Origin of the sequence: Actinoplanes sp. URMC 104, assembly GCF_051386375.1 — a bacterium.
Lineage (GTDB): Bacteria > Actinomycetota > Actinomycetes > Mycobacteriales > Micromonosporaceae > Actinoplanes.
In genome coordinates this window covers 853944-880762 of sequence record NZ_JBPQTO010000011.1, presented here as the reverse complement: position 1 = coordinate 880762, position 26819 = coordinate 853944, and the positions used below count along the sequence as shown (strand labels likewise).

General features: G+C 72.2%; 22 protein-coding genes. 19 read left to right on the top strand and 3 right to left on the bottom strand.

Annotated elements, in window-relative coordinates; genetic code table 11:
• Positions 1-301: 301 nt before the first annotated feature.
• Positions 302-5671: a carboxyl transferase domain-containing protein gene (locus ACSNN8_RS29925; protein ID WP_436653251.1), complete on the bottom strand. Its 5370-nt coding sequence runs from the start codon at positions 5669-5671 to the stop codon at positions 302-304.
• Positions 5672-5800: 129 nt separating this feature from the next.
• Here ACSNN8_RS29925 and ACSNN8_RS29920 point away from each other — a divergent pair, with 129 nt between their 5' ends.
• The 16 genes from ACSNN8_RS29920 (at position 5801) to ACSNN8_RS29845 (ending at position 23395) form a co-directional block, all read left to right on the top strand.
• A complete protein-coding gene (locus ACSNN8_RS29920) occupies positions 5801-7756 on the top strand; it encodes a 3-oxoacyl-[acyl-carrier-protein] synthase III C-terminal domain-containing protein (RefSeq protein ID WP_436653250.1) in 1956 nt (651 codons plus the stop codon).
• A gap of 111 nt (positions 7757-7867) precedes the next feature.
• The gene (locus tag ACSNN8_RS29915; RefSeq protein ID WP_436653248.1) at positions 7868-8797 is read left to right on the top strand and encodes a DeoR/GlpR family DNA-binding transcription regulator; all 930 of its coding nucleotides are present in this window, start codon (positions 7868-7870) and stop codon (positions 8795-8797) included.
• Complete coding sequence (locus ACSNN8_RS29910; RefSeq protein WP_436653246.1) at positions 8794-9819, top strand: LacI family DNA-binding transcriptional regulator; 1026 nt, start codon at positions 8794-8796, stop codon at positions 9817-9819. Before ACSNN8_RS29915 ends, ACSNN8_RS29910 begins: the two co-directional genes overlap by 4 nt.
• A gap of 163 nt (positions 9820-9982) precedes the next feature.
• Positions 9983-11437 (top strand): sugar porter family MFS transporter, encoded by a 1455-nt coding sequence (locus ACSNN8_RS29905; RefSeq protein ID WP_436653244.1) that lies wholly within the window; start codon positions 9983-9985, stop codon positions 11435-11437.
• Between the two features lie 4 nt (positions 11438-11441).
• Positions 11442-12392, top strand: coding sequence for a 5-dehydro-2-deoxygluconokinase (gene iolC / locus ACSNN8_RS29900; protein WP_436653243.1), 951 nt, complete (start codon positions 11442-11444; stop codon positions 12390-12392).
• Positions 12385-13248, top strand: coding sequence for a Cgl0159 family (beta/alpha)8-fold protein (locus ACSNN8_RS29895; protein ID WP_436653242.1), 864 nt, complete (start codon positions 12385-12387; stop codon positions 13246-13248). Before iolC ends, ACSNN8_RS29895 begins: the two co-directional genes overlap by 8 nt.
• 15 nt (positions 13249-13263) lie before the next feature.
• Positions 13264-14757 (top strand): CoA-acylating methylmalonate-semialdehyde dehydrogenase, encoded by a 1494-nt coding sequence (locus ACSNN8_RS29890; protein ID WP_436653241.1) that lies wholly within the window; start codon positions 13264-13266, stop codon positions 14755-14757.
• 2 nt (positions 14758-14759) lie between these two features.
• Positions 14760-16616, top strand: coding sequence for a 3D-(3,5/4)-trihydroxycyclohexane-1,2-dione acylhydrolase (decyclizing) (gene iolD, locus ACSNN8_RS29885; protein WP_436653240.1), 1857 nt, complete (start codon positions 14760-14762; stop codon positions 16614-16616).
• 14 nt (positions 16617-16630) lie between these two features.
• Entirely contained in the window at positions 16631-17575 is a 945-nt protein-coding gene (locus ACSNN8_RS29880) for a TIM barrel protein (RefSeq protein ID WP_436653238.1), read from the top strand.
• Positions 17572-18588, top strand: coding sequence for a Gfo/Idh/MocA family oxidoreductase (locus ACSNN8_RS29875; protein WP_436653237.1), 1017 nt, complete (start codon positions 17572-17574; stop codon positions 18586-18588). The genes ACSNN8_RS29880 and ACSNN8_RS29875 overlap by 4 nt, the downstream gene beginning before the upstream one ends.
• Positions 18589-18590: 2 nt before the next feature.
• A complete protein-coding gene (locus tag ACSNN8_RS29870) occupies positions 18591-19457 on the top strand; it encodes a sugar phosphate isomerase/epimerase family protein (protein WP_436653235.1) in 867 nt (288 codons plus the stop codon).
• Positions 19458-19624: 167 nt separating this feature from the next.
• Positions 19625-20086 carry a MaoC family dehydratase gene (locus ACSNN8_RS29865; protein ID WP_436653233.1) on the top strand — a complete coding sequence of 154 codons (462 nt, stop codon included), beginning with the start codon at positions 19625-19627 and terminating at the stop codon, positions 20084-20086.
• The gene (locus ACSNN8_RS29860; protein ID WP_436653231.1) at positions 20083-21786 is read left to right on the top strand and encodes a PHA/PHB synthase family protein; all 1704 of its coding nucleotides are present in this window, start codon (positions 20083-20085) and stop codon (positions 21784-21786) included. The genes ACSNN8_RS29865 and ACSNN8_RS29860 overlap by 4 nt, the downstream gene beginning before the upstream one ends.
• A gap of 19 nt (positions 21787-21805) precedes the next feature.
• Positions 21806-22096: a hypothetical protein gene (locus ACSNN8_RS29855; protein ID WP_436653229.1), complete on the top strand. Its 291-nt coding sequence runs from the start codon at positions 21806-21808 to the stop codon at positions 22094-22096.
• Between the two features lie 73 nt (positions 22097-22169).
• Entirely contained in the window at positions 22170-23006 is an 837-nt protein-coding gene (locus tag ACSNN8_RS29850) for an alpha/beta fold hydrolase (protein WP_436653228.1), read from the top strand.
• On the top strand, positions 23003-23395 hold the full coding sequence (locus ACSNN8_RS29845; protein WP_436653227.1) for a helix-turn-helix domain-containing protein: 393 nt from the start codon (positions 23003-23005) through the stop codon (positions 23393-23395). The genes ACSNN8_RS29850 and ACSNN8_RS29845 overlap by 4 nt, the downstream gene beginning before the upstream one ends.
• Positions 23396-23434: 39 nt before the next feature.
• Here ACSNN8_RS29845 and ACSNN8_RS29840 read toward each other — a convergent pair whose 3' ends face one another.
• On the bottom strand, positions 23435-23689 hold the full coding sequence (locus ACSNN8_RS29840; RefSeq protein ID WP_436653226.1) for a hypothetical protein: 255 nt from the start codon (positions 23687-23689) through the stop codon (positions 23435-23437).
• Between the two features lie 117 nt (positions 23690-23806).
• Here ACSNN8_RS29840 and ACSNN8_RS29835 point away from each other — a divergent pair, with 117 nt between their 5' ends.
• Together ACSNN8_RS29835 and ACSNN8_RS29830 are read left to right on the top strand one after the other, a co-directional pair.
• A complete protein-coding gene (locus ACSNN8_RS29835; protein ID WP_436653224.1) occupies positions 23807-24574 on the top strand; it encodes a 3-hydroxybutyrate dehydrogenase in 768 nt (255 codons plus the stop codon).
• A gap of 1 nt (position 24575) precedes the next feature.
• A complete protein-coding gene (locus ACSNN8_RS29830) occupies positions 24576-25463 on the top strand; it encodes an alpha/beta fold hydrolase (RefSeq protein ID WP_436653222.1) in 888 nt (295 codons plus the stop codon).
• Between the two features lie 26 nt (positions 25464-25489).
• Here the strand turns inward: ACSNN8_RS29830 and ACSNN8_RS29825 are convergent, their stop codons facing one another.
• Positions 25490-26212, bottom strand: a complete 723-nt coding sequence (locus tag ACSNN8_RS29825) for an STAS domain-containing protein (protein WP_436653221.1) — start codon at positions 26210-26212, stop codon at positions 25490-25492.
• 147 nt (positions 26213-26359) lie between these two features.
• On the opposite strand from ACSNN8_RS29825, the gene ACSNN8_RS29820 reads away from it, so the two are divergent.
• Complete coding sequence (locus tag ACSNN8_RS29820) at positions 26360-26761, top strand: STAS domain-containing protein (protein WP_436653219.1); 402 nt, start codon at positions 26360-26362, stop codon at positions 26759-26761.
• Positions 26762-26819 lie beyond the last annotated feature (58 nt).

Here is a 26819-nt window from a genome sequence, read left to right as displayed (position 1 = left end):
CAGCGGACGGCGGAGGCGGTGGCCCACCGGGCGGTTCAACACGAAAGGGCGGCGGCTTTGCCCGGCTGAGCAGCCGGCGGCCGAGATGGCGGCCCAGGGGCAGGAGAAGCAGTCGCCCACGAACAGGCGAAGGGGTGACCCACAGGCTGACCAGCACGCCGGGAAGCTGCGGCCGACCAAGGGGGCAGCGGTCAGTGAAGGGGGAGAAGCACTTGCTCGCGGCCGCGGGAAGCGGCGGTCGGCCGGGCCGGGCAGCAAACGGCCCCGCCCCCGCACACGCGAGGACGGGGCCGGTGAGCTTCTAGCCCTGCTGCCGGCGCAGGGCGGTGTCGATGGCCTCGATGATCCGCGGCCGCATCTCGGAGGCTTTGATCACCGCGTCGACCGAACCCACCTGCACCGCCCGCTGAATGCTGTGCACCCGATCGAACTCGGCCGCCACCTCACCCAACTTCTCCGTCCGCACCGCAGCCCGCAACTCCTCCAACCCAGCCGCCAACGCCCCCCGCTCCCCACCGGACGCCCCGGCCAACGCCGCCTCCGCCTCACGAACCCGCGGATCGTTCGCGGTCCGCCGGTTCACATCCCCGGTGAACACCACCGCCGCCGCCGGAGCACCCCCCAGCACCGACGCGAACGACCCCTCCAACGCCAGCACCGTCATCGCCGGATTCAACATCTTCGAGAACACCACGAACGCCCCACCGTGATACCGCGAAATCACCGTGAACACGATCGGGCCGGCGAAATTGACGATCGCCCGGCCGATCTCCGCCCCGTACTCCAACTGCAACTTACGCATCGACTCCGGCGACCCGTCAAAACCCGACAGATTAGCCAGCACCACCAACGGCCGATTCCCCGACGCCGCATTGATCGCCCGCGCCGCCTTCTTCGACGACCGCGGGAACAACGTCCCCGCCGTGTACGTGTCCGGCCCATCAGTCGGCGGGAACCCCCGCCGCGGCACCGACCGCGACTCGATCCCCAACAAACACACCGGAATCCCACCCAGGTGCACATCCTGCACCACCGCGGTCTCCGCATCGGCCATCCCCGCCCAGCGTTCCAGTACCGGATGGTCCTGGTCCGAGACGGCCCGCATGACCACCCGGATGTCGAACGGCTTCTTGCGGTCCGGGTTCGCCGTGGACGAGAAGATCTCGCCGACGGTGCTGAAGTCCGTCCCGGCCACCACGTGGGGGAAGTCCGAGATGTCCCGGTCGATCGGATCGGAGGTGTCCAGCCGCCGCGGTCCCGAGGAACCGGGCACCACATAGGTGTGCTCGTAGTGGGCCATCAGCACGTCCCGGGCTGCCGCGAGGTTGGGCGCCCAGTACTGCGCCTGACCGTTCGGGCCCATCACCCGGTCGTAGCCGCCGATACCGAAGTTGTCCTCCGCCGACACCCCACCGGAGAAGTCCAGCGACTGCTTACCGGTCAGCACCATCGCCGAATCCGGCGTCATCACCAGAATCCCCTTGGTGTGCATCAACATCGTCGCCTCGGCGTTCCAGTACGGCTGCGCCCCCACATTGATCCCGGCCACCACAATATTGATCTCACCACCGGCCTGGGTGAACTCCACGATCCGCTTCAACGCGGCCGCCACCCAGTCCATGTTCTCCGTACCGGAATCCATCGAGATCTTCGCGCCCGCCGACAACGCGTACCACTCCAACGGCACGGAGAGGCGCGTGGCCAGATCGAGGGCGGCGATCACCCGGCGGCACTCCGGCTCCGCCAGCGAGCCCAGCGCCTTGGTGGGGTCGCCCATGAGCAGCACCCGCTGGTACGGCCCGGTGGTGACCACGCCGGCGACGAGCGCGGCGGTGTTGCCGCCCTTGGGCCGGTCGACCGGCACGAGCTCCCCGGCGTCGGAGAGGTCGTGCTCCACGAAGTCGCCGAGCAGCGACGTCAGCTCGTACGGATAGACCGTGCCGCGCCGGGCAGCGCGCAGCACCTTCTGGCGGTAGTCGTCGAGCGGCTCGACGGGCTCGGCGGAGGGCTTGCCCACGTGCAGGCGGGCGCCGCGCCCCACCTCGGGCACGATCCGCACGTTCACCTCGGACAGCTCGCCCGCGTCGTCGCGCCGGCTCGCGATGAACTGGACCTCCTCGATGCCGGCGCCGGCCGTGGTGGGCAGGATGCGCTGGATCAGCATGCTGAGGTCGTCGGAGGGCAGCTCGGCGGACGGCCAGACGTACATCATGATCCGGTTGGTGTCGAACCGCTTGGCCGGCTGCGCCGCGCGGATCGCCTCGAGGCCCGCGGTCAGCGCGTCCTCGAGCGCCGGCAGCGCCACCAGCCGTCCCTCGGCGTCGCGCAGCGCGGTGAGGTCGCGGATCTGACCCATGGCGATCAGCCGCTCGTCCGCGGGGTTGGTGCGCGCCACCGCCCGGTAGAGGTAGACGTCCTCGTCGGCCGACGGCAGCCGGGTCAGCTCGAAGCCGCGCAGCCGGTTGAGCTGCAACCGCTGCGCGATCTGCGGGTGCAGGCCCCGGATCAGCCGGTCCTCGGTGAGCCCGCGGAACGTGAAGTGGTGGTGCATCGCGACGCCGCGGCTTCCGGCGATCGTCAGCGTGATGCGGCGCAGCGGCAGCGGCTCGGGCTGACCGGCGAGGATCTCCCGCAGGCGTACGGCCATCTCGTCCACGCCGGGCTGGTTCTCCCAGGTGACGTAGACGTCGGCGACGTCCGCGCCGAGGCTGCGCACCGCGTCGAGGGTGTCCGGCAGCCCGTCGAAGTCCACGGCGGTGGACAGCAGCCGGGTCACGCCGCGCGGGCCGGTGTGCGTGGCGGCGACGAACTTGCAGCCCCCGGACTCGCGCACGGTCACGTCGCTGAGCGCGGCGGTGCCGTAGTAGCGGCGGGTCAGCACCTCGAGCAGCGGGGTCAGGTCGCGTCCGGGCCGGCCGCGGCGCCGCCCGATCAGCCGGACCAGCGGCTCGGCGCTGGCGACCATGGCCTGGATGCGCTCGGCACGGTCGGGCGCATCCGGGTTCTCGTCCAGGTAGCGCAGGTGCGCGCGGACCCCGGCGTAGACCAGGGCGCGGGTGCGGCGCAGCAGCGGCTGGGTGAACCAGCGGAACACCACGCCGCGGGCCAGGTCGGCCACGGCGGGGAAGCGCACCTGGGTGGCCTCGATCAGGTGCTCGAGGGCCAGGCCCGCGGGCTCGGCGAGCAGCGGCGGCGGCCCGGCGAGCCACAGCCGCAGCAGCTCCGACACGACTGCGGCGTCGGCCGTCGTCCGCTGCTGGGCCAGGAAGATCCGGAACACCGCGGACTCGAGCTCGGGCGTACGCTCCAGGTCCGTCACGCCGTAGTGGCCGAGCATCCGGCACAGCCGCGCGCGGAACCGCTCGGGCACGCCGGCGCGTTCCACGTCGAGGCTCTGCAGATAGCTGTGGAAGTACTCGCGGGGGCTGTGCACCTGGCTGTCCGGCTCGGCGTCGACCTGGTCGCCGGGGCGGTTGCGGCTCAGCTCGCTCATGTCGGCGAAGATGGTGAGCAGCTCGACCTCGCCCGGCACGGGTCCGGTGCGCGCGGCCACGTAGCCGGCCGGCAGGCGCGGCGGCACGTCGAAGCCGAGCAGCAGCCCGCGCAGGTCCTGCAGGTCCCGCTCGGGCGACGGGGAGACCGGGGGCAGGTCGATGTCGACCGTCTCGCCGGCCTTCTCCTCGGCCACCTCGGCGTCGGACAGCGGCTCGAGCCGCAGCAGCGGCGCGCCGGTCTCGACCTGGCTGCCCACCGACACCGGGAGCTCGCGCACCCGGGCGTGGAAGGGCGCGCGCAGCACCGTCTCCATCTTCATGCTCTCGAGCACGAGGATCGGCGCGTCGGCGTCCACCTCGTCGCCCACCGCGAGCGGGGTGGCCACGACCAGCGCCGGGGCGGGCGCGCGCACCACGCCGCCCTCGTCCCGGCTGATCCGGTGCGCGACGCCGTCGACCTCCACGAAGTGGATCGGACCGTGCACGGCCGACACGAAGCGGAACCCGTGCCCGTTCACCTCGATCCGGCCGCGGTGCTCGTCGAAGCGCACGAGCGAGACGTCGGCCTCGTGCGCGTCGCCGCCGGCCGCGATGCCGACCCGGAACCGCCGGCCGCTCAGCCGCGCCACGCTGACCTGGTAGCCGGTGCCGCGCAGCTTGAGGCCGAGCGGGCGGCCGATCTCGTGCCGGACCTGCGGACGGCCGCCGTGCGCGGTCTCGAACAGCCGCTGCCGGCTGACCTCCTCCTCGTCCTCGTACGCCTCGATCGCGGCCGCCGCCAGCGCGACGGCGGAGCCGCGGTGGGCCACGAGCCGGCCCTGCGCCCGGACGCGGTCGATCCAGCCGGTGTCGGCGCTGCCGTCGATCACCTCGGGCTGGTCGAGCAGGTCGAGCACGAAGCTCTTGTTGGTCGCCCCGCCGTCGATGATCACGGTGGTCTCGGCCAGCGCGCGCCGCAGCCGGGCCAGGGCCTCGCCGCGGTCCTTCCCGTACGCGATGATCTTCGCGATCATCGAGTCGAACGCGGCCGGGATCGTGTCGCCCTCGCTGACGCCGGTGTCCACCCGGATGCCCGGGCCGGCGGGCAGCACCAGCCGCGCGATGTGGCCGGGGCTGGGCGCGAAGTCGCGGTCGGGGTCCTCGGCGTTGAGCCGCGCCTCGATCGCGTGCCCGAGCTCGGCGGGCGGCGAGCCGGTGAGCCGTCCGCCGCTCGCCACGTGCAGCTGCAGCTTGACCAGGTCGGCGCCCGTGGTGATCTCGGTGATCGGGTGCTCGACCTGCAGCCGGGTGTTGACCTCGAGGAACGCGAACAGCTTCTCGCCGGGGTGGTAGAGGAACTCCACGGTGCCGGCGCCGCGGTAGTCCACGGCCAGGGCCAGCCGGACGGCCGACTCGCGCAGCTCGGCCGCCTGGTCGGCGGTCAGCACGGGCGACGCCGACTCCTCGATCACCTTCTGGTTGCGCCGCTGCACCGAGCAGTCCCGTACGCCCAGCGCCCACGCGGTGCCCTGCCCGTCGGCGATGACCTGCACCTCGACGTGCCGCGCCCCGGTGACCAGCCGTTCGAGGAAGACCACGCCGGAGCCGAACGCCCGCAGCGCCTCCTGGCTGGTCCGCTCGTACGCGTCGGTGAGGTCCGCGTGCGAGGCCACCATGCGGATGCCGCGCCCGCCGCCACCCGCGGTCGCCTTGAGCATCAGCGGGTAGCCGATCTGCTCACCCGCGCGCAGCGCGTCCTCGAGCGTGGCGAGCTCGCCCCGGCTCCACGGGGCGACCGGCACGCCGACCTCCTCGGCGATCAGCTTCGCGCCGATCTTGTCGCCCAGCCGCCGCATCGCCTCGGCGCTGGGCCCGACGAACGTCACCCCGATGCGGTCGCACAGCTCGGCGAACGCCGGGTCCTCGGCGACGAACCCCCAGCCCACCCACGCCGCATCGGCCCGGCTGTCGCGCAGCGCGCGCTCGAGCAGCGGATGGTCGAGATAGGGGCGCGCCGAGGCCGGGCCGAGCGGCCACGCGACGTCCGCCTCCCGGACGTACGTGGCCTCCCGGTCCTCGTCGGTATGGAGCGCGATCGTCTCGATCCTGCTCCCGGACTCCGCGGACAGATCCCGCACGGCGTGGATAAGTCGCATCGCGGCCTCTCCACGGTTGACGATCGCGATTCGACGGAACATGCGCTCCTTTTATGCCGAATCCGCGCGGCGGCACAAGCGCTCTTCCGGCCTGTGGAAAACGGCCGCCGGCAAATGCCAGCATGTGAATGGCCCCTCCTTGATCCGGCGAAAAGGAGGTAACGAGGTGCTATGCAGCCTTTCGTCATCAACGGGCACGACCGTCTCGTTTTCCCGAGCAATTTCCAGCCCGAGCTGGATTTCACCGTGATCAGCAACCTCGACCAGCTGGCCGCGGTGATCCGCCGGGATTTCGAGACGAAGGCGCCCGACGGCACCGAGATCCTGCGCCGGATCGAGGCCGGCGGTCACTACGACACCCGCTACGCGCTCATGCGCGACGTCGCGCTGAACCTCTTCTGGGCGAACCGGTTCGCGATGACGATGTACGAGAAGCGGCCGACCCGCTGGCGCGACGTGCCGCGCAACCGCGAGGACGTGTTCCTGCCGGTGCTCACGCCGTGGGTCGACGCCGAGCGCAAGGTCGCCGCGGTCGAGCGCCAGTACGCCGCGCTGCCCCCGACCTGGGACGCCGAGGTGGAGGACCGCATCTTCGCGGTGCTGTTCGACGTGCTGCGGCACCGGCGGTTCCACGCGACCGAGCTGCCGCCGATCAAGCCCACGGTCGAGCAGATCCTCGCCGAGCCGGACAGCCTGACGTACCGGCTGGACACCTACGAGCCCGACTATCCGATGTACCGCTACCAGCAGATCCTCGACTGCAGCGAGGACGTGCCCGAGCTCGAGGCTTTGCACCGGTGGGCGATGGTGCTGCACAACCAGTACCCGTGGGACCGCGACCGCACCGAGCTGGCCCCGGTGTCGCAGCTGCGCGACGACGACTACGTGATCGTGTTCCACCCGCGCAGCCGCGACGTGCTCGACTTCATCCGCCGCGCCACCGACGGCCGCTCGGGCGTCGCGCACCGCGGCTTCGGCACGTCGCGGCACGTCGAGGCCCGCGAACCCGTCCGTCCGTACCCGCCGGTGCGGGTGCGCGAGCGGTTCCGGGTGCTGCCCCGGATCGAGGCGCTGGCCGCGGTGAAGGGCGAGCGGCTGTGCACCAACGACGACCTGATCCGCAACACCGCGTTCAGCTGGTCGCCGATGTCGGCCCAGGACATCAGCGACAAGACCGGGATCGAGACGCGGGTGTACTCGGCGCGGCCGCTGGAGGACCTGGCCCTGGAGGCGGCCGAGGCGGCGCTGCGGCACGCGGGCCGGCGGCCGGAGGAGATCGGCGCGGTGCTGTTCTGCACCTGCACGAGCACCCGGCTGATGCCGTCGCTGGCCACCTGGCTGTCCGGTCAGCTCGGCATGCAGCAGACCCACGCCTCGTGCGACATCGTGGCGGCGTGCGCGGGGCTGCCGTACGGGTTGTCGGAGGCGACCCGGCTGCTGCAGGAGGTGGAGCGCCCCGTGCTGCTGGTCTGCGGGGAGAAGTTCTCGGACAAGATCGGCACCGTACGCCCTCCGCGCATGATCTTCGGGGACGGCGCGGCGGCCATGGTCATCGGGCCCGCGGGGCCGGGGGAGGGCACCGACATCGAGGTGCTGCAGACGTACGCCAGCGGACCGGTCAGCGAGGTCAACTCGATCGTCTGGCCCAACCCGGAGTTCGACAACAACATCACCGTGTACGGCCCCGAGGTGCGCAACCTGGCCGGCCGCTACCTCAAGCAGATGATCGACGAGCTGCGCGCGCAGCCCGACCCGGACGGCGCCGCGCCCACGCTGCTGGAGAGCATCGAGCTGATCGTGCCGCACCAGGCCAACAAGACCATGGTCATCAAGCTGGCAGGCGACGCGGGGCTGACCCCGGACCGGCTCTACTTCAACATCGAGAGCGTCGGCAACACGTCGGCGGCGAGCATCCCGCTGGCCATCGTGGACGCCCGCGCCGAGGGCGTCATCAAGCAGCCGGTACGGGTGTTCGCGCCCGGCTTCGGCGCCGGCGCGGTCGGCGGCTACGCGGTGCTGCGGATCGACCCGGCCGTCATCGTGGAGGCGGGCCCGCCCTCCGAGGACGCTCCCGTCATCGACCCGGCGCCGGACCCGGCCGACGACGTGCGCGTGGCTTTTGGCTGATTTCGCCCGATCGACGCTGGGTGGCAGGGCCCTTGACCGTGGTCGAGGGCTCCGCCCACACTGGCCGCTAGTTCGTACTACTAATACGTACTAGTAGCCGGCGGAGGCCAGATGCAGACGCGCGTGCGCAACGCGACGGACCGGCGGGAGGCGATGCTCACGGCGCTGCGGGCCGAGGGCTTCCTGTCGATCACCGACCTGACCCGCCGGTTCGACGTGTCGCACATGACGGTCCGGCGCGACCTGCGGCACCTCGAAGAGGACGGCCAGGTGCGCACGGTGCACGGCGGCGCCAGCCTGTCGGGCCCGGCCCTGCACGAGTCGGGGCGGTGGCTGGGCGCCGGCGACGACGCCGAGGTCGGCATCGGCCGGTGCGCGGCCGGCCTCGTCGAGCGCGGCGACACCATCGCGGTCGACGCCGGGCGGCTGGGCTACGAGGTGGCCCGCGCCCTGCCCGGCGACTACCGCGGCACCGTGGTCACGCACTCCATCCCGACGATCCAGCTGCTGATGAGCCGCCCCCGCCCGCCGCGGCTGGTGGGGCTCGGCGGCGAGGTGACGCCCCGCATCTCCGCCTTCGTCGGCGCGGGCACCGTGGCCGCGGCCCAGGGCCTGCGGGTGGAGCTGCTGTTCCTCGGCGTCGACGCGCTCGACGACCGGGGCGCGTACGCCCGCGACGACGCCGAGGCCGCGGTCAAGCGCGCCCTGATCGGCGTTGCCACCCGCATCGTGCTCGTCGCCCGGCACGACAGCTTCACCGGGTCGGCGCCGCTGAGGCTCGGGCTGCTCGATCGGTTCCACGCGCTGGTGACCGACGAGCGGCCGCCGAGCTGTGTGGAGCAGACCCTGCGCCGCGCCGGCGTGCGCCTGCTGATCGCCGGCGCGCCGGGCGGACAACCGAACCGGCCGCCGGGCGGACAACCGAACCGGCCGGCGAGTGGACAACCGAGCCGGCCGGCGGGCGGGCAAATGAGCCGGCCGGTGGGCGGGCTCGCGAGCAGGCCGGTGAGCAGGCCGGCAAACGGGCAGGTGGCCCGATGAACGGGGAGCGGCTGACGCGGCCGACGATGCGCGACGTGGCCGCCCGGGTGGGCGTGTCGCAGGCGCTCGTGTCGCTGGTGTTCCGCGGCGCGCCGGGCGCCAGCCGCGCCACCCGCGACCGGGTGCTGCAGGCCGCGGCGGAGCTCGGCTACCGGCCCAACGCCGCCGCCCAGGTGCTGCGCCGCACCCGCAGCCGGCACCTCGGCGTGCTGTTCACGCTGCGCCAGCCGTTCGACGTCGACCTCGTCGAGGCCCTGCACCCGGCCGCCGAGCGGTACGGCTACCACGTGGTGCTCGGCGCGCTGGGCGCGGGCCGCGACGAGCGCCGCGCGGTCGAGGAGCTGCTGGCCAACCGCTGCGAGGCGATGATCCTGCTCGGCCCGGCCACCGCGGCCGCGCAGCTCGCGATGGCCGCCGAGGGGCTGCCGGTGGTGGACATCGCCCGGCGGTCGGCCGGCGAGGGCGTCGACGTGGTGCGGATCGCCGACGAGCAGGGCGCCCGGCTCGCGGTGGAGCACCTGATCGGGCTGGGCCACCGGTCGATCGTCCACGTGGACGGCGACGGGCTGCCGGGTTCGGTGCACCGGCGGCGCGGCTACGAGCAGACGATGCGGCAGGGCGGGCTCGCGGACCGGATCCGGGTGCTGCCCGGCGATCACACCGAGGAGTCCGGCGCCGCCGCCGTCCGGGATCTGCTCGCCGGCGGGGACCTGCCGACCGCGATCTTCGCGGGCAACGACCGCTGCGCCCACGGCGTGCTCGGCACCCTGCTGCGGGCCGGGCTGAACGTCCCCGGGGACGTGTCGGTGGTGGGCTTCGACGACAGCGGCGTCGCGCGGCTGTCGTTCATCGACCTCACCACCGTGCGCCAGGAGGTGACCCGGATGGCCGAGGCGGCCGTCGAGGCGGTCGTCGAACGGCTGGACCGCGGACGCATCGACGCCCGCGAAATAGTTCTGGAGCCCGCGCTGGTGATCCGATCCACCACCGGGGTGCCCCGCCGTACGCCGGAGATCGTGTGAAAAGCGCACCACGAAATCTCCCGGAAATGTGAACCCCGGCACGGCCCGGTGTTGGCATCCGACCTTATTGCCTCCTCGAGTTGTCGCCTTTCCGGAGCGCGGAGCAGTCTGATCGCGTTCGATGCGTCTGCCTTTTCCCCGGGCGCGTGAAGGGAGATTCACGATGTCGGCTCATCCCGTGCACGGTGGCTCCGCCGAAGTGGGCAGCCCCGGCGGCAACCCCCGGTTCCTGATCAAACTCACGGTGATCTCGACGCTGGGCGGCCTGCTCTTCGGCTATGACACCGGCGTCATCTCGGGCGCGCTGCCATTTCTCAAGGACGATCTGGGCCTGAGCGATCTGCAAGAGGCCACCGTGGTGAGCTCGTTGCTGTTCGGTGCCATGTTCGGCGCGCTGCTCGGCGGCAAACTGGCCGACGCGCTGGGCCGCAAGGGCAGCCTGCGGGTCTGCGCGATCCTGTTCTTCCTCGGCACGATCGGTACCTCGCTGGCGCCGAACTTCGAGGTCATGGTCGTCGCTCGCATCGTGCTCGGCCTCGCCGTCGGCGCCGCCGCGGCGACCGTGCCGTTGTTCCTCGCCGAGATGGCGCCCGCCACCCGGCGCGGCCGGATGGTCACGATCAACGAGTTGATGATCGTCGGTGGGCAGTTCCTGGCCTTCGCGATCAACGCGCTGATCGACGCGCTGTTCAGCGGCGCGCACATCTGGCGCTGGATGCTGCTGGTGGCGGTCGTCCCGGCGATCGCGCTGTTCATCGGCCTGTTCTTCCTGCCCGAGTCGCCGCGCTGGTCCGCGGTGCGCGGCCGCCTCGACGACACCCGCCACGTGCTCGAGCTGAGCCGCGGCCCGGCGGAAGCCGCCGAGGAGTACAACGTCATCGTCATGCACGCCCGGCGCGACGTGGGCGAGGACAAGGGCGCCGCGCTGCGTGACCTGCGGGCCTTCCCGTGGATGCGGCGGATCATGTGGATCGGCATCGGGCTGGCCGTGGTGCAGCAGGCGACCGGCATCAACACGGTCAACTACTACGCGCCCACCATTCTGGAGTCGGCGGGCGTGGGCACCAGCGCGGCGCTGGTGCTGACGATCGCCGTGGGCGTGGTCGGCGTCGGCGGCACGATCCTCGGCATCTACCTGCTCGGCCACATCAACCGGCGGCCGCTGGTGATCACCGGGTTCGTCGGCGTGGCCGCGGGGCACCTGCTGCTCGGGCTGATGTTCCTGCTGCCCGAGTCCCGGGCCCGCGCCTACCTGATCCTCGCCGCGATGCTGGTCGTGGTGTTCTTCGTCCAGACGTTCATCGGCACGCTGATCTGGCTGCTGCTCTCGGAGATCTTCCCGATGACCATCCGCGGGTTCGCGATGGGCGCCGCCGTGTTCGTGCTGTGGACCACCAACACGATCATCTCGTTCGTCTTCCCGCTGCTGGTCGGCGCTCTCGGCGCGACGCTGACGTTCGGGCTGTTCGCGCTCGTCAACGCCGGGTCGTTCTTCTTCGTCTGGCGGCTGTGCCCGGAGACGCGCGGGCGCACGCTGGAGGAGCTCGAGGACGACTTCCGCGAGCACGACGCCGCGCACTTCGCCCACCTGCCGCCCGCCGGCATCAAGGGGTCGTGATGCCATGACCGTCTTCGACGTGCTCACGATGGGCCGCATCGGCGTCGACATCTACCCGCTGCAGGTCGGGGTGTCGCTGCGCGAGGTCGAGACCTTCGGCAAGTACCTGGGCGGCAGCGCCACCAACGTCGCCGTCGCGGCCGCCCGCCACGGCCGCCGCGCTGCGGTGATCACCCGTACGGGCAACGACCCGTTCGGCGAGTTCCTGCACGACGCGCTGCGCGGCTACGGCGTCGACGACCGGTACGTCACCGGCGTGCCCGGCCTGCCGACCCCGGTCACCTTCTGCGAGATCTTCCCGCCCGACGACTTCCCGCTCTGGTTCTACCGCTTCCCCAAGGCGCCCGACCTCGAGATCCGCCCCGAGGAGCTCGACCTCGACGCGGTCCGCGACGCGCGGGTGTTCTGGGTGACCGTCACCGGGCTGAGTGAGGAGCCCAGCCGCAGCGCGACGCTGGCCGCGCTCGAGGCCCGCGACCGGCGCGGGATCACCGTGCTCGACCTCGACTACCGGCCGATGTTCTGGTCGTCGCGCGACGAGGCCCACTCCTGGGTCGAGCGCGCGCTGCCGCTGGTCACGGTGGCCGTGGGCAACCGCGACGAATGGCACACCGCGCTCGGCGACCGGTCGCCCGCCGACGCCGCCCAGGAGGCGATCGACCGCGGCATCGAGCTGGCGATCGTCAAGCAGGGCCCGCGGGGCGTGCTCGGCCGCGACGCCAAGCACACCGTGGAGGTCGAGCCCGTGCCGATCGAGGTGGTCAACGGGCTCGGCGCGGGCGACGCCTTCGGCGGGGCGCTGTGCCACGCGCTGCTCTCCGGCTGGGACCTCGAGCGCACGCTGCACTTCTGCAATGCCGCCGGTGCGCTGGTCGCCGGGCAGCTCGCCTGCTCGGACGCCATGCCCGACGAGGCCGCCGTCGAGCGCAAGCTGCGGGAGGCCGGCCATGCGTGACGACCGGATCCGCGAGCTGGTCACGGCCCGCGTCTCGGGGCAGCGGCGCATCACCGAGCTGGCGGCCGCGCGCAAGCGGCCCGGCGCGCACGAGCGCCACATGATCATCGCGCTCGACCACCCCGCCCGCGGCGCGCTGCGCGCCGGCCGGCGGCCGCTCGCCATGGCCGACCGGTTCGACCTGCTCGACCGGCTCTGCGTGGCGCTGGCCCGGCCCGGGGTCACCGGCGTGCTGGGCACCGCCGACGTCCTGGAGGACCTGCTGCTGCTCGGCGCGCTCGACGACAAGGCGGTGTTCGGCTCGATGAACCGCGGCGGCCTGGCCGGCACGGTGTTCGAGATGGACGACCGGTTCACCGGCTACACCGCCGCGGGGATCGACCGGCGGGGGTTCGAGGGCGGCAAGATGCTGCTGCGCATCGACCCCGACGACCCGTCGACGGTCCGCACCCTCGAGGCGTGCGGCCGGGCGGTGAGCGACCTGGCCTCACGCGGCCTCATCGCGATGGTCGAGCCGTTCCTGTCGCACCGCATCGAGGGACGCATCCGCAACGACCTGACGGCCGAGTCCATGATCCGGGTGATCTCGGTGGCCGCCGGGCTCGGCGACACCTCCGCCTACACGTGGCTCAAGCTGCCGGTCGTGCCCGAGCTCGAGCGGGTCATGGCCGCGAGCACCCTGCCCGCGCTGATCCTCGGCGGTGAGGTCGGCGCCGACCAGGAGGCCACCCTCGAGAGCTGGCGCAGCGCGCTGGCCCTGCCGACCGTCCTGGGCCTGGTGGTCGGCCGGTCACTGCTCTACCCGCCCGACGACGACGTGGCCAAAGCGGTGGACGCCGCGGTCGGCCTGCTCTGAGGAGAAGGAAGCACCATGAAGACCGTTCAGCACTGGATCGACGGATCTGCCGCCCACGGCTCGTCCACCCGCACCGCGCCCGTCTTCGACCCGGCCACCGGCCGGCAGCAGGCCGAGGTCGTCCTGGCGGAGACCAGCGACGTCGACGCCGCGGTGGCGGCCGCGCGCAAGGGCTTCGAGCAGTGGAGCCAGGTGTCGCTGACCCGGCGGGCGCGGGTGATGTTCAACTTCCGCAACCTGGTCATGGAGCACGCCGACGAGCTGGCCCGCATCGTCTCCAGCGAGCACGGCAAGGTGTTCGGCGACGCCAAGGGCGAGGTGGTCCGCGGCATGGAGATCTCCGAGTACGTCTGCGGGCTGCCGCAGCTGCTCAAGGGCGAGTTCTCCGACCAGGTCTCCACCGAGGTCGACTCGTACTCGTTCCGCCAGCCGCTCGGCGTCTGCGCCGGCATCACCCCGTTCAACTTCCCGGTCATGGTGCCGATGTGGATGCACCCGGTCGCGATCGCCTGCGGCAACGCGTTCATCCTCAAGCCCAGCGAGCGGGTGCCGTCCGCCTCGAACTTCTTCGCCGAGCTGTACGCCGAGGCCGGTCTGCCCGACGGCGTGTTCAACGTGGTGCACGGCGACAAGACCGCGGTCGACGCGATCCTCGACCACCCCGACATCGCGGCCGTCTCGTTCGTCGGCTCGACGCCGGTCGCCAAGCACGTGTACGAGCGGGGCACCACCGCGGGCAAGCGCGTGCAGGCGCTGGGCGGCGCCAAGAATCACTGCCTGGTGCTGCCCGACGCCAGCCTGGACTTCGCGGCCAACCACATCACCGCCGCCGCGTACGGCTCGGCCGGGCAGCGCTGCATGGCGATCTCGGTGGCCGTCGCCGTCGGCAGCGCCGGCGACGCGCTGGTCGAGAAGCTCACCGAGAAGGCCCGCGCGGTGAAGATGGGTCCGGCCAGTAGCGAGGACTCCGAGATGGGTCCGGTGATCACGGCGGCCTCCCGCGACCGCATCGTCGACTACATCGACCGCGGTGTGGCGGCGGGCGCCACCCTGCTCGTCGACGGCCGCGAGGCGAGCGGCGACGGCGGCTTCTTCGTCGGACCGACGCTGTTCGACAACGTCACCCCCGACATGGACGTCTACCGCGACGAGATCTTCGGGCCGGTGCTGGCCGTGGTCCGGGTGGGCACCGTGCAGGAGGGCATCGACCTGATCAACCGCAACGAGTACGGCAACGGCACCTGCATCTTCACCAACAGCGGCTCGGCGGCCCGCCGGTTCCAGCGCGACGTGGCCGCGGGCATGGTGGGGATCAACGTGCCGGTGCCCGTGCCGATGGCGTTCTACTCGTTCGGCGGTTGGAAGGCCTCGCTCTTCGGCGACAAGCACATCCACGGCCCCGAGGGCATCAAGTTCTACACCCGCGGCAAGGTCGTGACGGCTCGCTGGCCCGAGCTCGACCAGCCCGAGGAGCACGCGGGGCACATGCACTTCCCGGTGGCGGTCTAGCCGTGGGCGTGCGGCTGACCGTCGCCCAGGCGGTGGTCCGGTTCCTCGCCGTGCAGCACAGCGAGCGCGACGGGGTCCGGCGCCGGCTGGTGCCCGGCTGCTTCGGCATCTTCGGGCACGGCAACGTCGCCGGCCTGGCGCAGGCGCTGCTGCAGGCGCAGCGCACCGGCGAGGCGGACCTGCCCTACTACCTGGCCCGCAACGAGCAGGGCATGGTGCACGCCGCGGCCGGCTACGCCAAGACGCTCAACCGGCTGCAGACGCTGGCCTGCACGGCCTCGATCGGCCCGGGCTCGACGAACATGCTGACCGGCGCCGCGCTGGCCACGGTCAACCGGCTGCCCGTGCTGCTGCTGCCGTCGGACATCTTCGCCACCCGGGCGGCCTCGCCGGTGCTGCAGGAACTGGAGGATCCCGCCGGCTACGACGTGTCGGTCAACGACGCGTTCCGGCCGCTGTCGCGCTTCTTCGACCGGGTGTGGCGTCCCGAGCAGCTGCCGCAGGCCCTGCTGGGCGCGATGCGGGTGCTGACCGACCCCGCGCAGACCGGCGCGGTCACCATCTGCCTCCCGCAGGACGTGCAGGCCGAGGCGTACGACTTCCCCGGTGAGCTGTTCGACGAGCGGGTGTGGCATGTCGACCGTGCGATGCCCTCGCCCGCCGCGCTCGACCGGGCCGCGGCCGTGCTCGGCGCCGCGGAACGCCCCCTGATCATCGCGGGCGGCGGCGTCATCTACGCCGAGGCCACCGAGGCGCTGCGCCGCTTTGCGCGGGCCACCGGCATCCCGGTCGCCGACACCCAGGCCGGCAAGGGCGCGATCAACTGGGACCACCCGTGCGCCGTGGGCGGCGTCGGCTCCACCGGCTCGCAGGCGGCCAACGCGCTGGCCCGCGAGGCCGACGTCGTGCTGGGCGTCGGCACCCGGTACAGCGATTTCACGACGGCCTCCCGTACGGCGTTCCAGCACCCCGGCGTGCGGTTCGTCAACCTCAACGTCGCCGCGTTCGACGCCGCCAAGCACGCCGGCGTGATGCTGGTCGCCGACGCCCGTACGGGTCTGGACGCCCTGGCCGAGGCCCTGGCCGGCTATCACGTCGCCGACGCGTACACGGCTCGGATCCGCGGCCTCACCGCCGACTGGAACCGGGTCGTGGACCGCGCCTACCACCTGGGGCACGGGCCGCTGCCCGCGCAGAGCGAGGTGCTCGGCGCGCTCAACGAGACGATCGGCCCGCGCGACGTGGTCGTGCAGGCGGCCGGGAGCATGCCCGGCGACCTGCAGATGCTGTGGCGCGCCACCGACCCCAAGCAGTACTCCGTCGAGTACGGCTACTCCTGCATGGGCTTCGAGATCGCCGGCGCGCTCGGCATCAAGATGGCCGCCCCCGACCGCGAGGTGTTCGCGCTGGTCGGCGACGGCTCGTACCTGATGATGGCCCAGGAGATCGCGACCGCCGTGGCCGAGCACGTCAAGCTGATCGTCGTCATCGTCCAGAACCACGGGTTCGCCTCGATCGGCGAGCTGTCCGAGAAGCTGGGCTCGCAGCGCTTCGGCACCGCCTACCGCTACCGCGACACCGGCGACAAGCTGCCCACCGACCTCGCCGCGAACGCCGGGAGCCTGGGCGCGCAGGTCATCCGCGTGCGCACCGTCGACGAGCTCCGCGACGCGATCAAACAGGCCCGCGCGGCGACCGTCACGACCGCCGTGCACATCGAGACCGACCCGCTCGCGCCCGTCCCGTCCTCGGACAGCTGGTGGGACGTGCCGGTGCCCGAGGTGGCCGAGCTGGACAGCACCCGCGAGGCCCGCGCCGTCTACGAGGCCCACAAGGCCTCCCAACGTCCGCTGCTGTAGTGAAAGGACCAGCCATGAGAGACCTGTCCCGCCTGCGGCTCGGCACCGCGCCGGACTCCTGGGGCGTGTGGTTCCCGCAAGACCCGCACCAGGTGACGTGGACGCAGTACCTCGACGAGGTGCCGCGCGCCGGATACCAGTGGACCGAGCTGGGACCGCAGGGCTTCCTGCCGCAGGATCCCGCGCGGCTGCGCGACGAGCTGGACCGGCGTGGGCTGAAGGTCTGCGGGGGCACGGTGTTCGCCGCCCTGCACCAGGGCGACGACGCGCTCAAACGGGCGATCGACGCGTTCGGCCGGGAGGCGCGTTTGCTCAGCGCGGTCGGCGCGGAATACCTCGTGCACCTGCCCGAGCAGTACACCGACATGCACAGCGGCGAGGCCACCGAGGCCGCCGAGCTCAACGCCGAGCACTGGCGCAACCTGGTGACCGGCACCAACGAGCTCGGCCGGGTGATCTTCGAGGAGCACGGCGTACGGCTGGTCTTCCACCCGCACGTCGACACCCACGTCGACACCCAGGAGCGCATCGAGCGGTTCCTCACCGACACCGACCCGCGGTACGTCAACCTGTGCCTCGACACGGGGCACATCGCGTACGCGGGCGGCGACAACCTGCAGATCGTCGAGCGGTTCCCGGACCGCATCACGTACGTGCACCTCAAGCAGGTCGACCCGCAGGTGCGCGAGCGGGTGCGCCGCGAGGGCCTGCCGCTCAGCGACGCGGTCAAGCTCGGCGCGATGGTCGAGCCGCCGTACGGGGACCCGCCGATGCCGCCGCTGCTCGACGCCCTCGCCGCGCTCGGCCGCGACATCTTCTGCGTGGTCGAGCAGGACCTCTACCCCGTCGAACCCGACGTGCCACTGCCGATCGCCGCCCGCACCGCCGGGTACTTCGCCGGCTGCGGGCTCGGCCCGGTGCGGCGCTGGCCCTACTCGTCCCCCGGGAGCGCGGCATGACCCTCGACGTGGGCGTCATCGGCGTCGGCATGATCGGGCAGGACCACATCCGGCGGCTCACCCACGTGCTCGCCGGGGTGCGGGTCGCCGCGGTCACCGACGTCGACCTCGACCGGGCCAAGTCGGTCGCCGGAGCCCTCCCCGACGCGCAGGTCTTCGGCGACGGGGCGGAGCTGATCGGCTCCGACGACGTGGACGCCGTCGTCGTCGCATCGATCGGGTCGACGCACGAGGAGTACGTGCTGGCCTGCATCGCGGCGGGCAAGCCGGTCTTCTGCGAGAAACCCCTGGCCACCACCCGGGAGGCGTGCGACCGCATCCTCGACGCCGAGGTGGCGGCCGGCCGCCGGCTGACGATGGTCGGGTTCATGCGCCGCTACGACGACGGCTACCGCGACATGCGCGAGGTGATCGCCTCAGGCCACATCGGGGCGCCGCTGCTGTTCCACTCCGCGCACCGCAACCCGTCGGTGCCCGACGCCGTCACCAGCGCCGGGATGGTCGTCGACACGTGCGTGCACGACATCGACACCGCCCGCTACCTGCTCGGCGCCGAGGTCGCCGCCGTCCAGGTGGCCAAGCCGCGGCGCAGCAGCCGCGCCGCCTCGCACCTGCAGGACCCGCTCGTGCTGCTGCTCGAGATGAGCGACGGCGCGCTCACCACCGTCGAGGCCGCGGTCAACATCGGGTACGGCTACGACATCCGCGGCGAGGTCGTCGGCGAGATCGGCACCGTCGCGCTGGCCGACACCAACCGGATCGTTTTGCGGCGCGACGGCGGCTTCGGCGGCCGGATCCCCGCCGACTGGCGCGAGCGCTTCGTCCGGGCGTACGACGTGGAGCTGCAGGCCTGGGTCGACGCCGCCTCCAACGGCCGCTCGACCGGGCCGAGCGCGTGGGACGGCTACGCGGCGACCGTGGTCTGCGACGCCGGGGTCGAGGCCCTCTCCTCCGGGCAGCGCGTCCCGGTGTCCCTGCGGGACCGGCCCGCCCTCTACGCCCCGGAGGCCTGACCATGGTCAAGATCGCGCTCGACCCCGCCATGTACCACGCGACGCTGTCGGTGCCCGAGGAGCTGCGCAAGGCCGCCGACCTGGGCTACGAGCATCTGGAGCTGTCACCGCGGCCCGACTGGTTCTTCTGGCACCGCCACCCCAAGGCCGACGACGCGATGGTCGCCGAGGCTAAGAAGGCGATGACCGAGACCGGCGTACGGATCTCGTCGCTCGTGCCGGTGTTCAACTGGTCCTCGCCCGACGAGCAGGAACGCCAGGCTCAGGTGCGCAACTGGAAGCGGCTGCTCGAGATCGCCGCGGAGCTGGAGGTCTCGGTCGTCATGTCCGAGCTCTCCGGCGACCCGCGCGACCCGCTGCGCTCCGAGCACGCGTTCTACAAGTCCCTGGAGGAGCTGGCGCCGGTCTTCGAGCGGTACGGGCTGCGCCTGCACCTGGAGGCCCACCCGTACGACTTCGCCGAGCGCAACGACGACGCGGTGCAGATCGTGCGCGGCCTCAACAAGCCGTGGGCGAACTACTGCTTCTGCGCCCCCCACGCCTTCCACCTCTCCGACGGCGCCGGCGACGTGGGCCGGATGCTGCGCTACGCCGGGGAGCGGCTCGCCCACCTGCACATAGCCGACTGCTACAACCACCGCGCGAACGTGGGCAACCGCTACATCGTCAACCCACCCGGCGCCGACGCGCGCGTCCACCAGCACAACGAGATCGGCAACGGTGATCTGGACTGGGACGCGTTCTTCGGCACTCTGCGGGAGGTGCGCTTCGACGGGATCGCCTCGGTGTGCGTCTTCGGCTGGGAGGAGGACGCCGACGCCATCCACCGGAGGATGCTCGAACGGGTGCGGGCGGAGCTGTCGTCCTGAGCCCTCTGGGGCGCTGCCCCAGCCCCCGGCCATCGCTGCGGAGACCTCCCTGGCGATGGTTGCGGTGGGGGCTCATGGCGCGGAGGGCCGATCACGCCGGTCATCGCGTTCCCGGTCAGCGGAAGGACGTCTGTCGGGGCGGCGGGAGGGCGACTTACGTTCGCGGCGTGCCTGAAGTGATTGAAGTGAACGACCTGGCCACGCTCAAGGGTCGTGATCTCGGCAGCTCGCGCTGGCTGACGGTCACGCAGGAGCAGATCTCGACGTTCGCCACGCTGACCGGCGACGAGCAGTGGATCCACGTGGACGTCGAACGGGCAAGATCCGGCCCGTTCGGCGACACGATAGCCCACGGCTTCTTCGTCCTGTCCTGTTCCACCGGCCTGCTCTACGAGCTGCTCGAGGTCCGCGGCGCCTCGCAGATCCTCAACTACGGGCTCAACCGGGTGCGGTTCACCTCGCCGACGCCGGCGGGCAGCCGGGTGCGGATGAACCTGCGCGTCCTCGACGTCACCGAGGTGTCGGGCGGCTCCCAGGTCCTGTTCGCGCTCACCTTCGAGCGGGAGGGCCAGGAGAAGCCGGTGTGCGTCGCCGAGCTGCTGTTCCGCTACTACGGGCAGGCGTCATGACCGAGCCGAACGGAGCGGGAGCGGAGGCCGCCGGTGCGCTGGCGCCGGAGGTGTCGCTGTTCGCCGACAACGACCCCGCCCTGCTGGGACGGGCGCTGGCGGCCGCGGCGAGGGCCACGACCCACAGCCCGCTCGCCGCGACGTCGCTGACGCTGCGGCTGGGGGAGCGGCTGTGGAACGCGGGCACGGCGACGCTCAACCGGATGGTGGGGCGCACGACCGACGGGCCCATGCCGGTCGACCCGCGCGACAAGAGGTTCGCCGACCCGGCGTGGGAGGAGAACCCCGCGTACTGGGGGCTGCGGCAGGCCTATCTGGCGTGGCGGCAGTACGGGCTCGACCTGCTGCAGGCCGCCGACCTGGACCGCACCCAGGCGGGCAAGGCCGAGCTGGCCTGGTCGCTGATGCAGGACGCGATGGCCCCGACGAACTTCGTGCCGACCAACCCGGCCGTGCTCAAGCGCGCGCTGGAGACGGGCGGCCGCAGCCTGGTCGACGGGGCGCGGCAGTTCACCGACGACCTGCTGCACAACAACGGGCGGCCCCGGCAGGTGGACACCTCGCCGTTCGAGGTGGGCCGCAACCTGGCGTGCACACCGGCCAAGGTGGTCTACCGCAGCGACCTGATCGAGGTGCTGCAGTATCTGCCGCAGACCGAGCAGGTGCACGAGGTGCCGCTGCTGTGCAGCCCGCCGTGGATCAACAAGTACTACGTGATGGACCTCGCGCCGGGGCGCAGCTTCATCGAGTGGGCGGTGCAGCACGGCCGTACGGTGTTCGCGATCAGCTATCGCAACCCGGACGAGACGATGGCCCGCACCACCATGGACGACTACCTGGTCAAGGGCCCGCGCGCGGCGATGGACGTGGTCAGCGACATCACCGGCGCCGACACGATCGACTTCGTGGGGCTGTGCCTGGGCGGGGCGCTGACCATGATGACGGCCACCTACCTCGACGAGGCGGGCGACGACCGGCTGGGCACCATCACGCTGCTCAACACGATGGTGGACTACGCCGACCCGGGCGCCCTGGGCCGGTTCACCGACGAGGAGACGGTGGCGAAGCTGGAGCGGCGGATGGAGCGCCGCGGCTACCTCGAGGCCAAGGACATGGTCGGCACGTTCGACATCCTGCGGCCGAACGATCTGATCTTCAATTACGTGGTGTCGAACTGGCTGATGGGCAAGCAGCCGCCGGCGTTCGACATCCTCGCCTGGAACTCCGACGCGACCCGCATGCCGGCCGCGATGCACTCGTTCTACCTGCGCAACTTCTACGTGGAGAACAACTTCGTCAAGGGCAACCTGACCGTACGGGGGCAGCGGCTGCACCTCGAGGACGTGGACAACGACCTCTACATCGTCTCCGCGATCAACGACCACATCGTGCCGTGGACCTCGTCGTACGCGACCCTGCGGCACGTCCGCGGCGACGCCCGGTTCGTGCTGTCCAGCGGCGGCCACATCGCCGGGATCGTCAACCCGCCGTCCGCCAAGGCGTGGTACGTGACCGGCGCCGACTACCCCGACGACCCGCAGCAGTGGCGGGAGCGTGCCGAGCGGCACTCCGGCTCGTGGTGGGAGGACTGGGCCTCCTGGGGCGCGGAGCGGGCCGGCGAGCTGGTGGCGCCCCCGCCGGTCGGGGGAGAGAAGCATCCGGTGCTCGGCGACGGGCCGGGCGAGTACGTACGGACCTAGCAGACCAGAAGGGACTCTCATGAGCTCAGACATGGGCACCGACGCGGCGGCCGCCGCGACGGCGGCCTCCGACGAGGCGGTGCAACGGATCCGCGACCTGACCGAGCAGTTCATCGAGGCGGCCAAGACGGCCGGCAACCAGAGCCTCGACGCGTACGAGGAGTCGCTGCGCACGCTTGTGGAGTTCGAGCAGCGGGCGGCCGGCGCCTCGCAGCTCGACTGGGTGTCCAACATCGCCTCGGCGCATGCCAAGTTCGTCCAGGACGTCAGCGCGGCGTACGTTTCCGCGGCGCGCAACATGCTCAAGTAGGTTCTCTTCGGGTAAGATTCGAAGAAAGCCCCACCGGCTATCGGTGGGGCTTTCGGCACCCCTGGGGGCTGCGATGGATCCGGTTCCGTTCGCCGACCGCGGCACACACCTGCTGGTCCAAGGCATCCGAACGCGCGTCGAGGTCCGGGGGGAGGGGCCACCCCTGCTGCTGCTCAACGGCATCTGGGGCGAGCTGGCCGCCTGGCGCCGCGTTCTCCCGTACGTGCCGGGGTTCCGCACGATCACCTTCGACGCGCCGGGCATCGGCGGCACGGAGATCCCGCCGTACCCGATGTCGCTGCCGGCGCTGGCCCGCTTCGCGGTGGCGGTGCTCGACGCGGTCGGCGAGCGGCGCGCCCACGTGCTCGGGGTGTCGTTCGGCGGCATCGTCGCGCAGCAGGTCGCGACGCAGGCGCCGCAGCGGGTCGATCGGCTGGTGCTGGTCTCCACCAGCTGCGGCATGCTGCACCTGCCGGGCCAGCCCGAGGCGCTGCTGCGGCTCATGCACCCGCTGCCGACCGACCGCACCGGCGCCGCGGCGGGGCGCACGTTCGGCGGCCGGGTCCGCCGCGACCCGTCGGTGCTGGCGCGGCTCAACCTGGACGCGCCCCGCAGCATCGAGGCCTACCTGCACCGGCTCACCGGCCTGACCGGCTGGTGGGGGATGCCGTGGTCGATCCGGCGGCCGACGCTGGTGCTCACCGGCGACGACGACCCGATCGTGCCGGCCGGCAACTCGCGGATCCTGGCCTCGCTGGTCGCCGGCGCCCGGCTGGTCGTGGTCCCCGGCGGCGGTCACCTCATGCTGTTCGACAGCCCGGGCGTCGTCGGTCCCGTGATCGCGGACTTCCTCGCCGGTGCCGCGGCCGGCCGCGAATCGGGAGGCTGGACCGCTACGCTCGCCTCGTGAGCGACCGCCGACTTCCGCCGACGCTGGGCGACATCATCCGGCAGCAACGCGAGCTGGCCGAGCTGCCGATGCGCCAGCTCGCGGCGATGGTCGGCATCTCGGGGCCGTACCTGTCGCAGATCGAGCGGGGCCTGCGGGCGCCCTCGGAGCAGGTGCTCGGCGCGATCGCGAAGTCGCTGCAGACCTCCGCCGAGCGGCTGCAGCAGCAGGCCGAGGCACTCGCCCCCGAGCCGCCGGTGTCGGGCGTGGTCGCGGCGATCGAGCAGGACCCCGACCTGACGGCCCGTCAGCGGCAGGCGCTCACCGAGGTCTACGCGACGATGGCCGAGATGACGCGGATCCGGCGCCGTCGCCGCGGCCGGTCCGACGAGGACGAGCCCGGGACCTGAGCAGGTCCCGGGCTCGCCGTGGTGCTCGGCACGGCCCGCTCAGCTGAGCAGGGTGCGGACGGCGCCGACGTACGCGGCGTTGACGTCCTGCACGAAGGAGGCGTGCGCCCCGATCGCGGTCTTCATCCAGTCGGCGGGGGCGGCGTCGGCAGCGGCCCGCTCGAAGTCGACGGTGCTCTGCACGAACTGCTCGTACGCCTCGAGAGCCTTGCGGCCGATCACGCGGCTGGTCTCGGTGGCCTTCTCGCCGTACTCGCGGACCTGCTCGCCGGCGGCGAAGGTGGCGTCAGTCATGGGAAGTTCCTTCCGGTGGGGTGCCCGTTGTCGTATTAGCAAGTTAGCAAAGTTCTTGCTAACACCGCACCATGACCCCGGTCACTGATCGTCATCGCGTCGTCGTAGGTTCGAGACATGCAGACGACACAGGTGGTCGGACTCGACCTCTCCGGGCGCACCGCGCTGGTGACCGGCGCCGCCAGCGGCATCGGCCGCGCGTGCGCCGCACGGCTGGCGTCGGCGGGCGCGCAGGTCCAGGTGCTCGACGTCGACAAGGCTGCGGCCGAGGAGGCCGCGGCGGCCGTCGGCGGGCGGGCGGTGGCCGTGGACCTCGCCGACCCCGACGCCGTGGACGCGCTCGACGCGCGGGTCGACGTCCTGGTGAACAACGCCGGCCTGCAGCACGTCGCCGCGCTGCCCGACTTCCCGCCCGAGCGCTTCGCCTACCTGCAGCGGGTCATGGTGGAGGCGCCGTTCCGCCTGATCCGGCAGGCGCTGCCGCACATGTACGAGCGCGGCTGGGGCCGCGTCGTGAACATCTCGTCGGTGCACGGGCTGATCGCCTCGCCCTACAAGTCCGCGTACGTGACCGCCAAGCACGCCCTCGAGGGCCTGTCCAAGACCGTGGCGCTCGAGAGCGCCGGCCGCGGCGTCACGTCGAACTGCGTCAACCCCGCGTTCGTGCGCACCCCGCTGGTCGACAAGCAGATCGCCGACCAGGCCGCCGCGCACGGCATCAGCGAGTCCGAGGTGATCGAGAAGATCATGCTCGAGCGGGCCGCCATCAAACGGCTCATCGAGCCCGGGGAGGTCGCCGAGCTGGTCGCCTATCTGTGCACCCCGGTGGCCGACCTGATCACCGGCGCCTCGCTGGCGATCGACGGCGGCTGGACGGCGCACTGACATGGCGTTCTCGATGCTGGAGCCGCAGGAGTTCGACGTCGAGGTGGCCGGCGGCCCGCTGCGGGTGTGCCGCTGGCCCGGGGACGGCCCGGTGGTGCTGGCCGCGCACGGCATCACCGCCAACGCGCTGGCCTTCGCGCGCGTGGCGGAGGCGCTGCACGGCCGGGTGCAGCTGGTCGCGCCCGACCTGCGGGGCCGGGCCCGCAGCAACGGCCTGCCGGGGCCGTACGGCATGGCCGCCCACGCCGCCGACCTGATCGCGGTCGCCGACCACCTCGGCCTGGATCGCGTGCCGCTGGTGGGCCACTCGATGGGCGGTTTCGTGGTGGCCGCGACCGCCGCGCTGCACCCTGGCCGGGTCAGCGGGGTCCTGCTGGTCGACGGCGGCGTGGCGCTGCCGATGCCGGAGAGCGTGGACGTCGACGCCGTCCTCGCCGCGGTCATCGGCCCGGCGATGCTGCGGCTGGACATGACCTTCCCCGACGAGCAGGCCTACCTGGACTTCTTCCGCGCCCATCCCGCGCTCGGGCCCGGCTGGAGCCCCGCCGTCGCCGCGTACGTGCGGCGCGACCTCACCGGCGCGCCACCCGCCCTGCGGTCCTCGTGCGTGCTCGAGGCCGTACGCGCCGACGGCGCCGACACGCTCATCGACCGCACCACGGTCGACGCCGTGCATGGCCTCGCCTGCCCCGCCCGCCTGATGTGGGCCGCCCGCGGCCTGCAGAACGAGGAGCAGGGCCTCTACGACGAGCAGCGCCTGGCCGCCGCCCGCCTCGACCCGGACCGCGTCGCCGTCGAGCACGTCCCCGGCGTGAACCACTACACGATCCTGTTCGACGACCGCGCCGTCGCCCTCGTCGCCGACCGCATCGCCGGCCTGGCCGGCTGAGGGGCGGGGCCGGCTGAGGGGCGGGCTCAGCCGGCCAGCGGCAGCGTGGCCCAGACGACCTTGCCGCCGTCGACCGGGATGCTGCCCCATCGGCTCGACACCGCCTGCACCAGCAGCAGCCCGCGCGGCGCCGCGACCTCGGCCGAGGCCGCGGCGGGCAGGCGGGGCGGGTCGCAGCTGCCGTCGCGCACCGAGATGATCAGGTTGCGGGCGCCGAGGGTCAGGCGCAGGTCGGCCATCGTGCCCGCGTGCTCGGTGGCGTTGTGCACCAGCTCGGCGGCGATCAGGCCGCCCGGCTCGGCGAGGTGCGGCAGGTCCCAGCGGTCGCAGGCGGCGGTCGTCAGCCGCCGCGCGTGGCGGGCCACGCCGCTGAGGGGGAGCAGCCGGTCGCGGACGGACGGCAGCCGGTGGCGGTCCTCCGCCGCGAGCGCCTCGTCCATGGAGGCGAAGACCGGCAGCCGGGGGCAGCTGCGCGCGACGACCTCGGCCACCGCGGGCGGCGCCGAGACCACCAGCGGGATGCCGGGCCACAGCGCGGCGTGGTCGGCGACGGCGGCGAACACCAGCGTGGACAGCGGCGTCGTGACCGTGGTGTCCCGCAGGTCGACGACGAGGGCCTCGGGCTCCTCGGCCAGGCATTTCAGCAGACGGGTGCGGATGCGCGGCACGGTCGGCAAGGACAGCTCGCCGGAGACCGACAGCACCAGCCGGTTGCCGACCGGCTCCACGAGGCACCGAATCTCAGGCACGCGCCCATTGTTGCTCGCCGCATCCGGAGCGTCACCCGTGCGTGAGAGAAGCCACCTGCTCGGAGGCGGGGTACGGTTGACAGCGTTCGTCCGTGGCCTCTAGAAGTGAAGGAACCCCGGACCATTTCCCCCCTGGCTGGAGTTCACGTGTCCCCCTACGACCCGTCCCTTCCCGGCGGACTCCCGGAGCGGCTGCTCGATCTGCAGGTCGTCCCGCCGGCTCCGACGGGGCCGGTGCGCCTCGTGCTGCGCGGTGAGCTCGACCGCGAGGAGGCCGACCACCTGCAGGACGTGTTCGCAAGCGTGGTCCGCGACCACCCCGGCCGGCCCGTCGAGCTCGACGCCGCCGCCCTGAGCTTCCTCGACTCGACCGGCATCCGGTCGCTGCTGACCTGCCGCCTGCTCGCCGAGCAGGCCGGCTGCCGCCTGACGGTCGTCGCCGTCAGCCGCATCGCCCACGAGGTCCTCGAGGTCGCCGGCCTGCTCGACGGCTTCGACGCTCCGGTCCCCGCCTTCGCGGGAAAGGCGGGCGTCCGGCCCGCCGTCTGAGGCAGATGTCGCAATAGACGGGTCTCGTCACTATCGATGGTTCTGTTTCGGCTGCCGC